The organism is Clostridium coskatii, from assembly GCF_001675205.1.
GTDB classification, from domain to species: domain Bacteria; phylum Bacillota; class Clostridia; order Clostridiales; family Clostridiaceae; genus Clostridium_B; species Clostridium_B ljungdahlii.
In genome coordinates this window covers 1-10,977 of the sequence record NZ_LROR01000106.1, presented here as the reverse complement: position 1 = coordinate 10,977, position 10,977 = coordinate 1, and the positions used below count along the sequence as shown (strand labels likewise).

Sequence of the window (10,977 nt, the reverse complement as noted above, 5' to 3'; positions counted from 1 at the left end):
AATTAAAAGTTATATTTAAAATATAAAGATAAAAAAGTTAATGTAAAGTTGTTACAATAGAAATACTTCAAAAAATGTAGATTAGGGGTGATGATAAGAATGTATGCAGTTATACTTGCAGGTGGATTTGGTACAAGAATTACTGAAGAAACAATGCTAAAGCCTAAACCTATGGTTGACATAGGTGGTAAACCTATAATATGGCATATAATGAATATATATTCGTATTATGGTATAAATGATTTTATAGTATGTTGTGGATATAAGGGATATATGTTAAAAGAGTATTTTGCTAACTATCATACTCATATGAGTGATATGACAGTAGATTTGTGTTCAGGTGATATAAGATATTACAATAGTAAGGCTGAACCGTGGAAAGTTACACTTATTGATACAGGTCTTAATACTATGACCGGTGGTAGATTAAAAAGAATTAAAGATTACATAGGTGATGAAACTTTTATGCTTACATATGGTGATGGGGTTTCTGACGTTAACATAAATGAACTTTTGAATTTTCATAAACTACATAAAAAAATAGCTACTGTTACAGCTGTTCAACCTGCAGGAAGATTTGGAGCACTTAATATTAGTGAAGATGGACAAGTTAATACATTCGTAGAAAAGCCTGTAGGTGATGGTGGATGGATTAATGGTGGATTTTTTGTATTTGAACCTCAAATATTTAATTATTTAGGAGATGATACTACTGTACTGGAGAAAGAACCATTAGAGACTTTAGCTAATTCAGATCAACTTTCTGCATATAAGCATAAAGGATTTTGGAAGCCGATGGATACTTTAAGAGATAAAATAGAGCTTGAAAATTTGTGGAAAAGTGGTAATGCACCATGGAAAATATGGGATTAATAAGAAGGTGACTGCGATATGATAGATGGAGTGATAGTAAAGCCATTAAGGAAAATACCAGATGATAGAGGCACTATAATGAAGATGCAGGAATCTTGTGATAGTGAATTTAAAGGATTTGGAGAAATATATTTCTCAACTATATATCCTGAAGTTGTTAAGGGATGGCATCTTCATCAAAGTGCTATTCTAAATTATGCTGTAATTAAAGGTATGATAAAATTGGTTTTATTTGATGATAGAGAAGGTTCAACAACAAGAGGTGAAATTCAAGAAATATATTTGGGTGATCAAAATTACTGTCTTGTTCAAATACCTCCTAATGTGTGGAACGGATTTAAGTGTGTAGGAAATGATGAGGCAATAGTTGCTGACCTTATTAGTACTATACATAAGGATGATAAAATGATTCGTTTAGATCCTCATAAAAATGATTTAATAAAATATGATTGGAAATTAAAAGATAGGTAGTGATATGTTGAAAAGAGTATTGATCGTAGGTGCATCAGGATTTTTAGGAAAAGAATTATATAAAGCTTTTAAACTTAATACTTATTATGAAACATATGGTACATATTTTAAAAATGAAATGAATAGCTTTGAATATTTAAGTATGATGCAGTTAGATAGCATTAAAAGTACTTTTGATAAAGTAAGACCAAATATAGTAATAATAACATCATCTTTAACTAATGTTGAGTATTGTGAAGCAAATAAAGATGAAGCTTACGAAATAAATGTAATTGGAATAAAAAATATTGTAGGGTTTTGCAAAAAATATAATTGTAGGGTTGTTTATATATCTACAGAGTATGTATTTGATGGTAAGAACGGACCATATGATGAAGAAGATGCAGAATTTCCTATAAATTATTATGGAAAAACAAAGCTCGAGGCTGAAAAAATTATTAAAAGTGAAATTAAGGACTATTTAATCGCAAGAACAACAGTTATATACGGATGGGATCTAAATTCTAAAAATTTTATAATGCAATTAATAAATAATCTTAGTAAAAATAAATCTATGAAAATACCTAATGATCAAATAAGTAGTCCAACATATTGTAATGATTTATCAATGATAATTGAGAAATCTTGCGATAAAGATATTAAAGGTGTAATTAATGTAGTTGGAAACGATGTTATTGATAGATATAGATTTGCGGTAAGAGCAGCAGAAATTTTAGAATTAAATAAAAGTTTATTAATCCCAGTAAAAACAATATCTTTAGGCCAAATTGCTAGTAGACCACTTAATGCAGGGCTAAAAGTTGATAAGTTAATATCACTTTTAAAAATTAAGCCTTTGGGAATAGATGAAGGGCTTAAAAATGTAAAATTAAATCATGATAAATATAAGGTAGAGGAAGCATATGGAGAATAATTTATTTAATAATGTGTACGATGGAAAAAGAGTACTTGTAACAGGACATACTGGTTTTAAAGGTTCATGGCTTTCCATATGGCTTAAAAAAATTGGCGCAAAGGTTATAGGGTATTCACTAGAGTCTCCAACAGAACCTTCTATGTTTAAAGTTTGTAAGTTAGGTACTGAAATTACAAGTATAATTGGGGATATAAGAGATTATTCTAAATTAATAAATGTTTTCAAAGAATACAGACCTGATATAGTTTTTCATTTGGCTGCACAACCAATTGTGAGAATTTCATATAAGGAACCTAGAGAAACATATGAAACGAATATTATGGGAACAGTTAATGTATTAGAAGCAGCTAGGAAGGTAGAAAGTGTACAAGCTGTGGTAGTTATTACTACAGATAAATGCTATGAAAATAAAGAATGGATATATGGATATAGGGAAACAGATCCTATGGGGGGATATGATCCGTATAGTTCAAGTAAAGGCTGTGACGAACTTGTTGTATCAGCATATAGAAATAGTTTTTATAATAAAAGTGGTATTGCCTTGTCTTCGGTTAGAGCAGGAAATGTAATTGGTGGAGGAGATTGGGCTAAAGATAGATTGATACCCGATTTTATAAGGGCAGTTTCTGAAGATAGGTCAATTGTAATAAGGAATCCATTGGCAACAAGACCCTGGCAGTATATATTGGAACCCTTATCAGGTTACTTATGGCTTGGTGCGTTAATGCTTCAAAATAAGGAAAAATATAGTGGTGGATGGAACTTTGGGCCAAAAGGTACTGATGTATTAAATGTTCAGCAAATTTTAAAACTTGCTGTAAAAAATTTAGAAAAAGGTGAAATTGAAATAGATAGATCAATTCAACCCCATGAAGCAAATCTACTAAAACTGGATATAAGTAAAGCTAATACCTATTTGAAGTGGTATCCGGTATATAACGTAGAGAAGGCTGTAGATAATACAATGCAGTGGTATAAAAAATATTATGAAGATAGTAATGAAAATATGTATGATTATACCATGAAACAAATAGGAGATTATGAAAATGAAGCTAAAATACATAATTTGATATGGAGTGAATGAAAATGAACAACTCAAGTTTTGATGAAAAGTCTGCTAGAGAGGACATTATAAATAGAGCTGGAAAATTTTATCATAATAAGCAGTCAACAAATAAGTTTATACCAGGTAAAACTTACATACCAGCATCAGGCAAGGTATTGGATGAAAATGATTTAGCTAACTTAATCGATGCATCTTTGGATATGTGGCTGACATCAGGTAGATATGCAGATATGTTTGAAAAGAAATTTTCTGATTTTTTAAGTGTAAAATATTGCTCACTTGTAAACTCAGGATCTTCTGCGAATTTGATAGCACTTACAGCCTTAACATCTTATAAATTAGGAGAAAAAAGATTGAAACCAGGCGATGAAGTAATAACTGTTGCGGCTGGTTTCCCAACAACAGTATCGCCTATAATTCAAAATAATCTTGTACCTGTATTTGTAGATGTAGATTTGAAAACATATAATATAAAAGCGGATAATATAGAAAATGCCATATCTGATAAAACAAGAGCTATAATTTTAGCACATACTTTAGGCAATCCATTTAACTTAAATGTAATAATGAAATTAGCTAAAAGGTATAATTTGTGGGTTATAGAAGATAATTGCGATGCTCTTGGTGCTGAATACAATGGTAAATATACGGGAACTTTTGGACATATATCGACATATAGTTTTTATCCGGCACATCATATAACCATGGGTGAAGGTGGAGCTGTAGTTACAAATGATTTGAATTTACATAATATAATTCGTTCTATAAGGGACTGGGGAAGAGATTGCATATGTTCACCAGGAAGAGATAACTTTTGTGGCAAAAGATTTTCACAGCAGCATGGAGATTTGCCATTTGGATATGATCATAAATATGTATATTCGCATTTCGGATATAATCTAAAAGTCACTGATATGCAGGCAGCCATAGGTGTATCTCAACTTAAAAAATTACCCAAATTTATAAAAAAAAGAAGAGAAAATTATAAAAAATTGTATTATGGGTTAAAACAATTTGAGGAACATTTAATTTTACCGGAGCCAACAGAAAATAGTGAACCAAGTTGGTTTGGATTTCCTATAACTATAAGGAAAAATTCTAAATTTAATAGAAATGATATTATTAATTTTTTAGAAGAAAATAAGATAGGAACAAGGTTATTGTTTGCAGGTAATATATTAAAGCAGCCTTTATTTACGGAAAATAACATAAAGTATAGAGCAATTGGAGATTTAAAAAATACAGATATTGTTATGAATAATACTTTTTGGATAGGTGTTTGGCCAGGGATTGATGATGAACGAATCAAATATATAATAGACAGATTTGGAAATTATTTAAACAAATAATGATATTGATGAATTTATGTAATGTAAAAAAAGTAGCATATCTTTATTTTTATATAAAAATTCCTAAAGTAATCATGAAAGCTATACGAAAAAAGATTATATGTGTAAATGTTGGTAGTAAAGGATAACTGCCACAAAGCCTTATATGGAGGTAGTTGTATGTTTATTAATCATAATATTGATGCCATAATGGTATGTAGATATATGAATATACATTTAGCTTTTGCAAGTAGAGCTATGAGAAGGATCTCTTCAGGGCGTAGAATTAATAGTGCAGCAGATGATCCGGCAGGGCTTAGTATTTCAGAAAAAATGGAAGCACAAATAAGGGGACTCCAGCAATCATCAAGAAATGCACAGGATGGTATTTCTGCAATTCAAGTTGCAGATGGAGCCTTAAATGAAACTACATCAATGCTTCAAAGACTTAGGCAGTTAGCAGTTCAAGTATCTAATGGTACTTTAACCGACCAGGATCGAAAAAATATACAGATAGAGGTAGATGAGCTGACCTCAGGAATTAATAAGATTGCTACGGATACAGAATTTAACACAATAAAATTGTTAGATCCTGATGGAAGCGATAAGGCTAACTCTAATCTTAAACTTCAAGTGGGTGCAAACCAAGGTCAAATTATGGGAGTACCAATTCCAGATATGAAATCAAATGCAATCAATATAAGTGGAGCAGCTGGTGCTGAAATAAAATCAAAGGATGGAAGTGTTACAGGTAGATTTTCAACTACAAAATGTAATGATGCTTCAGGGCATGCTTTAGATCTTTCTACACCTGAAAATGCCAGAGCTGCAATAAAAATTTATAATGATGCTATAAATCAAGTGTCGTCTTCAAGGTCTAGTTTGGGGGCTATGGAAAATGCATTAGAATATAGAATAAACTATCTTGATAATACTGCTGAAAATTTAGAAGCTGCAGAATCTAGAATAACTGATGCTGATATAGCTAAGGAAATGATGGAATATACGAAGCAGAATATTCTTTATCAGTGTTGTCAGGCAATGTTTATGCAAGTCGATCGTAAACCAGAAGGTATAATTGAACTTTTAAAATCTTTATAAAGATACCCCAGTGATGTAAATTTTGGAAATTTTAAGAGCAATCAGCAATGGATGCTCTTTTTTAGTATACATAGCTGGCTAAAAAGAACTAATGTTTGCATGAAATTAACTTTTTGTGACCATAATAAAAATATACCTTTAATAATGGAAAAAGATGATTGTTATAGATTATAATAAAGTAGAAGCTTATTACTAAATTATAGAGGTAAAAATATGTTAACTTTATGCATGATAGTTAAGAATGAAGAAGAAAATTTAAAAAATTGTTTATCAAAAATAGCTAATTTTGTGGATGAGATAGTTATTATAGATACAGGATCAAAAGATAGTACAAAGTCTATTGCTTTAGAGTTTACAGATAAAATTTATGATTTTAAGTGGAGCAACGATTTTTCCAAAGCTAGAAATTTTTCTATATCAAAAGCATTAAATGATTGGATACTTGTTTTAGATGCAGATGAGTTTGTAACAGAGTTCTTTAGATATAATATAGATAGATTTATAAACAATTCTTCAAATAAAAATAAAGTGGGTAGGATTCAGAGAATTAATATAATGGAGGATTCGAGTAGAGATAAGAAATATATAGAGAGGGTAAATAGACTTTTTAATAAAAACTATTTTCACTATGAAGGAATAATCCATGAACAGATTACAGCTTTAGATGGCAAAACTTATGAAACACATATGGTAGATATAACTGCAGAGCATGTAGGCTATACAAAGGAAGTATTAAAAAGAACAGATAAACTTAAAAGAAATATAGACTTATTGGAAATAGCAGTAAAAAATAATACAGAAGATCCTTATCTTTATTTTCAACTAGGTAAGTCCTATTATATGATGAAGGACTATAAAGCTTCTGCTTTCTATTTTGAAAGAGCCTTATCCTTTCAGTTGGATTTTAGGCTGGAATATGTTGAGGATTTGGTAGAGACCTATGGATATTCTTTAATTAATAGCAATAGGTACTCAGAGGCACTTATTTTAGAAAACTGTATTGAGTTTTACTCAAAGTCTGCTGATTTTCATTTCCTTATGGGACTAATATATATGAATAATGCTAAGTTTACACAGGCAGTAGAAAGCTTTTTAGAGTGTACTAAATTTTCGTATAGTAAGGTAGAAGGAATAACTACATACAATTCTTATTATAATATAGGTGTTATTTATGAAGTGCTTGGTTTTAGAGAAAAAGCTATAGAATATTATAATATGTGTGGCAACTATGAGCAGGCAAGAAACAGGATCAAAATGCTTTAGAACCCCAGAGATGTAAATTTTTCAAAATTAGGAATAGGTGTAAGTGGTTGTTCTTTTTTGCCATCTTGGAAAATTTAAATAATACATTTATTAAAAGTCGAAATCAAATGTCATGGGAAGGCATGAGGGAGCGTATACTTCAAGCCTTAAATGGTGTGTTAAAGCAATTATATAGAATGTAGGTAGCAGGCAAAAGAATATAGTGGAAGTTTATTGTTAGATATTCCACTAGGAATTTGCATGTTGAATTTGTAATAATGAAATGTTAAACTTGTAATGTAGAGTGGTGTAATATGGATAATGAATTACTTTTTTAGAAGCAGGTGGCAGAATCTTATTTTTAGTATGGGTGATTAAAATTGATAGACGATAAGTTTAAAAGTGAGTTAGAATTGATTTTTAGTAGATATACAGAAATTGAAAAAGTTTTGTTATTTGGGTCACGGGCTAGAGGAGATAATAGGAATAATTCTGATATAGATCTATGTATATTTGGTGAAGGTGTAACTCATTTAATTTTAGCAAAAATAAATATGGATTTAAATGAATTAAATACGTGTTTAAGCTTTGATATATTATCCATTAATGAAATTAGTAAAGAGGAATTAATAGAAAATATATTAAAAGAAGGTGTTGTTATATATAATGAAAAGATTAAATGAAAGAATATGTGATTTTATAAATGCATTGACTAGATTAAGAGAAGCCTTAGAAAAAGATATTACAGATGATATAATAATAGATGGTATTATTCAAAGATTTGAATTTATATTTGAGCAAAGTTGGAAAGTTATGAAGTTGTATCTTGAGGATCAAGGAATATTGGACGAAGCTCTAGCACCAAGAAGCACCATAAAAGTGGCCTTTAAACACAATATAATACTAATGGGGACTTATGGATTGAGATGATGTTAGATAGGAATAGAACATCTCACATGTATGATGAAATTACTGCTAAAAATATAGTTGAAAGAATCAGAAAGGTGTATATTAATGAATTTAATGATTTGGAGAAATTCCTTAAAAGTACCTCGGGAGTATAAATTCTGAAAGATGTAAGTAGGCATCGATAGCTAGCATATAAGCTGTTGGTGTTTATTTTTACCAAATGTAATTATTTGTAATAAAATTAAAATGTAAGGAAATTGGAGGAAGGTAGAAGCTAATTGTAATTCATCTTGCTAAGGCGAAACATTGCAGGTTCATACAAATTTAAAGATTTTTTGCGATAGCTAAAAATCAGCCTTATTGCTATCTTTAATTCCCTGGATTTGATCCTGAATTGATTCTTTTTCTAAAGCTTGAATTACATTATTATTAGATTTAATATTACTTATTGAATTTTTTTGTTTTTTTTGCTTAGTTTATTATCACGAGATAAACCATTTATATTTACAGCTTTTGATTGAATTGAGTTTATAGTCATGTAATCATCTCCAAAACAGATTTTATATAATGATATCTTCCCAAAACTTTTATCGTTACAAATATGGGAAACTTAATTATTTATTATTTACTTTGGTGTAAAGATTTCCATTTATCTACGATAACATAAATAGTTAATAAAAGAGAAATGAAGTATTTAGCTATCCGTTGTTAATTCTCAACTTTTAAGTAGAAAGGTGTGTAATTATGAATATTTCAAAAATTAAATTTAAAAGTAGTTTTTTAAGTATCTACAATAATCAAAATAAAAAATTGGCAAATGCAGTAAAAACAAGGCTAGATTCTCAAAAATCTATGGCTGATACTTTAGAAGTAAATGAATTAGAAGCTGAATTAAGTAAGGCACAAACTTCAGAGAAACATATACAAGAAGGAGTTTCTTTTCTTCAAGATGAGAATAAAGCTGTAAATTCATTAAAAGATATGTCGCAGAAATTGAAACAAATATCTTCTGAATATAATAGTGGTAAATTGACAGATGAAGATAAGAAAGCTGCAGAAAAACAGGCCAATGAAATAATAAGTTATATGAATAGTGTAGTAAACTCTACTTTTGGAGATAATACTTTTAGAGAGAATCAGATTAATGTAGAAACTAATCATGGATCTGATATTGTTATAGATTTAAAACCTTTTGATATAAGTATTGACTCTGATGTAGATAAAGATAATAAAAGAAAAAATGGCGATGAGAAATTTCATATTGAAGGAAAACTAGGTATAACAGATATATTGAAGGACACTAGTAGAATAGAGAATAATTTGATAAAACCTTTGGATAAGTATTCTGATAATATAAAAAGCCAAATAGGAGGACTTGCAGATGATGCTATGTATCAGAATATGGTAGTAGATATGACAGTTAAAGACTTATGTAAATTAAAAGCTATGGATGAGTATACTGCACGTATTGCATTAAATAATTCCAAAACGATTTTAGAAAATGCCACTAATGCACTGGACTGTCAATCATCTAGGTTAGAAAATAGTATTGTTTCACAACTTCTAAGTTAATTTTATTAAAAAGAAAAGCATAGATTTTTTAATTCCACTTCATGAAGTGGAATTTTATGCCTTATGCTATAACAAAAAAATTTGATTTTATAGGTACGACTCTTTTACTCATCAGAGAAAAAATAATAGATATTACTTTAATATGATGGCAAGATGAGGAGAAGTAACAGTGCTCAGATATGACGGGGCCATATTTATAAGATAAAAGAGGATATTAAATACTTTTATAGAATAAATTAAATAATATGAAGTAATCAGTTCACAACTAGAATTAGTAATTCTTAACTCTTAATTATTAATTATTTTTATATTTGGAAAAGAGGTAGAATATGATGAACATATTAGTTACAGGAGGAGCTGGCTTTATTGGACACTGGATGGTAAAAAAACTGCTGAAAGATAGTCATAGAGTTACAGCTTTTGATAATTTATCTAATGGAAGAATTGAGAATATACAGGAATTTAAAAATAATCCTAACTTCAAGTTTATAGGTGGAGACGTAAGAGACGAAAATAAGTTAGATGAAATATTTAAAGAAAAGTTCGATATAGTATATCATTTGGCAGCATCTATAAATGTTCAAGACAGCATTGAGAATCCAAAAACTACTTTTTATAACGACGTAGTAGGTACTTTTAATATACTTGAGAGAGCTAGAATTCAAATGTTTGGTAGAAATGGAAAGGTGGATGGAGACGGCTGGGTACTTGATCCTAATGAAGATACTTATCCATGTAAAGTTGTGTTTACTAGTACGTGTATGGTTTATGATGTGTCAGGGCAGGAAGGAATAGATGAAAAGCATCCAGTAAAGCCTGTGTCACCTTATGGCGGAAGCAAAATAGCAGCAGAAAATATGGTACTTTCTTATTATAATGCATATAAACTTCCAACGGTAGTTGTAAGACCTTTTAATACTTATGGACCATTTCAGAAAACTGGAGGAGAAGGCGGCGTAGTTGCTGCATTTATAAACAATTCACTGCATGGTAGAAATATAAATATATATGGTTCAGGAGAGCAGACTAGAGATCTTCTATATGTTAAGGATTGTGCAAGATTTTTGGCAATGGCAGGGTACTATGATAAAGTTAATGGGCAGATAGTTAATGCTGGTACTGGAAGAGATGTTACTATAAATGAATTAGCCCAAATTATTACGAAAAACAGAGTTAAAGTAAGACATGTAAAACATATTTATCCTCAAAGTGAAATTATGAAATTAAAGTGCAATTATAAGAAGGCAAGAGACCTTATAAATTGGGAGCCAGAATATACATTGGAGAAGGGAATTGAAGAAACTGAACGTTGGATAGAGGGAACTAAACTGCTAAAATAATATCTCTTTAGGCTATATAAAGCACCAATAGCTGAACCGACCCCCAAAAGTTAGACCTAAAATCTAACGATTGGAGGTTGGTTTTTTATTGGCAAAATATAGTTTTGAATTTAAAAAGAAAGTAATTGAAGCTTATCAGCGTGGTGAAGGTGGTTATTC

The 10,977-nt window shown here is 29.9% G+C and carries 12 protein-coding genes; all 12 read left to right on the top strand.

The features are described 5' to 3' along the window. The first annotated feature begins 99 nt into the window (after positions 1-99). Positions 100-873 carry a glucose-1-phosphate cytidylyltransferase gene (gene rfbF, locus CLCOS_RS20710; RefSeq protein WP_063600810.1) on the top strand — a complete coding sequence of 258 codons (774 nt, stop codon included), beginning with the start codon at positions 100-102 and terminating at the stop codon, positions 871-873. A gap of 18 nt (positions 874-891) precedes the next feature. Continuing rightward, the gene (locus tag CLCOS_RS20705) at positions 892-1,344 is read left to right on the top strand and encodes a dTDP-4-dehydrorhamnose 3,5-epimerase family protein (protein WP_063600811.1); all 453 of its coding nucleotides are present in this window, start codon (positions 892-894) and stop codon (positions 1,342-1,344) included. 7 nt (positions 1,345-1,351) lie between these two features. Continuing rightward, on the top strand, positions 1,352-2,257 hold the full coding sequence (locus CLCOS_RS20700) for an SDR family oxidoreductase (protein WP_193756613.1): 906 nt from the start codon (positions 1,352-1,354) through the stop codon (positions 2,255-2,257). Then, entirely contained in the window at positions 2,247-3,344 is a 1,098-nt protein-coding gene (gene rfbG / locus CLCOS_RS20695; protein ID WP_063600813.1) for a CDP-glucose 4,6-dehydratase, read from the top strand. The genes CLCOS_RS20700 and rfbG overlap by 11 nt, the downstream gene beginning before the upstream one ends. A 2-nt stretch (positions 3,345-3,346) precedes the next feature. After that, positions 3,347-4,675 (top strand): lipopolysaccharide biosynthesis protein RfbH, encoded by a 1,329-nt coding sequence (gene rfbH, locus CLCOS_RS20690; protein ID WP_063600814.1) that lies wholly within the window; start codon positions 3,347-3,349, stop codon positions 4,673-4,675. A 159-nt stretch (positions 4,676-4,834) separates the two neighbouring features. Beyond that, the gene (locus tag CLCOS_RS20685; RefSeq protein WP_063600815.1) at positions 4,835-5,755 is read left to right on the top strand and encodes a flagellin; all 921 of its coding nucleotides are present in this window, start codon (positions 4,835-4,837) and stop codon (positions 5,753-5,755) included. Between the two features lie 213 nt (positions 5,756-5,968). Then, positions 5,969-7,018, top strand: coding sequence for a glycosyltransferase (locus CLCOS_RS20680; protein ID WP_063600816.1), 1,050 nt, complete (start codon positions 5,969-5,971; stop codon positions 7,016-7,018). Positions 7,019-7,377: 359 nt separating this feature from the next. Then, complete coding sequence (locus CLCOS_RS20675; RefSeq protein WP_063600817.1) at positions 7,378-7,680, top strand: nucleotidyltransferase family protein; 303 nt, start codon at positions 7,378-7,380, stop codon at positions 7,678-7,680. Continuing rightward, on the top strand, positions 7,664-7,927 hold the full coding sequence (locus tag CLCOS_RS20670; RefSeq protein ID WP_275507186.1) for an HI0074 family nucleotidyltransferase substrate-binding subunit: 264 nt from the start codon (positions 7,664-7,666) through the stop codon (positions 7,925-7,927). The genes CLCOS_RS20675 and CLCOS_RS20670 overlap by 17 nt, the downstream gene beginning before the upstream one ends. After that, the gene (locus CLCOS_RS23040) at positions 7,924-8,061 is read left to right on the top strand and encodes a nucleotidyltransferase substrate binding protein (protein WP_343217903.1); all 138 of its coding nucleotides are present in this window, start codon (positions 7,924-7,926) and stop codon (positions 8,059-8,061) included. The genes CLCOS_RS20670 and CLCOS_RS23040 overlap by 4 nt, the downstream gene beginning before the upstream one ends. Before the next feature lie 589 nt (positions 8,062-8,650). After that, positions 8,651-9,478 (top strand): hypothetical protein, encoded by an 828-nt coding sequence (locus CLCOS_RS20665; RefSeq protein WP_063600818.1) that lies wholly within the window; start codon positions 8,651-8,653, stop codon positions 9,476-9,478. 332 nt (positions 9,479-9,810) lie between these two features. Beyond that, positions 9,811-10,818: a dTDP-glucose 4,6-dehydratase gene (locus tag CLCOS_RS20660; RefSeq protein ID WP_063600819.1), complete on the top strand. Its 1,008-nt coding sequence runs from the start codon at positions 9,811-9,813 to the stop codon at positions 10,816-10,818. Positions 10,819-10,977 lie beyond the last annotated feature (159 nt).

Excerpts from the sequence above, each read along its gene's own strand:
- rfbF (WP_063600810.1), top strand. The coding sequence starts at position 100 with ATGTATGCAGTTATACTTGCAGGTGGATTTGGTACAAGAATTACTGAA.
- CLCOS_RS20705 (WP_063600811.1), top strand. The coding sequence starts at position 892 with ATGATAGATGGAGTGATAGTAAAGCCATTAAGGAAAATACCAGATGAT.
- rfbG (WP_063600813.1), top strand. The coding sequence starts at position 2,247 with ATGGAGAATAATTTATTTAATAATGTGTACGATGGAAAAAGAGTACTT.
- rfbH (WP_063600814.1), top strand. The coding sequence starts at position 3,347 with ATGAACAACTCAAGTTTTGATGAAAAGTCTGCTAGAGAGGACATTATA.
- CLCOS_RS20685 (WP_063600815.1), top strand. The coding sequence starts at position 4,835 with ATGTTTATTAATCATAATATTGATGCCATAATGGTATGTAGATATATG.
- CLCOS_RS20680 (WP_063600816.1), top strand. The coding sequence starts at position 5,969 with ATGTTAACTTTATGCATGATAGTTAAGAATGAAGAAGAAAATTTAAAA.
- CLCOS_RS20670 (WP_275507186.1), top strand. The coding sequence starts at position 7,664 with ATGAAAAGATTAAATGAAAGAATATGTGATTTTATAAATGCATTGACT.
- CLCOS_RS23040 (WP_343217903.1), top strand. The coding sequence starts at position 7,924 with ATGATGTTAGATAGGAATAGAACATCTCACATGTATGATGAAATTACT.
- CLCOS_RS20665 (WP_063600818.1), top strand. The coding sequence starts at position 8,651 with ATGAATATTTCAAAAATTAAATTTAAAAGTAGTTTTTTAAGTATCTAC.
- CLCOS_RS20660 (WP_063600819.1), top strand. The coding sequence starts at position 9,811 with ATGAACATATTAGTTACAGGAGGAGCTGGCTTTATTGGACACTGGATG.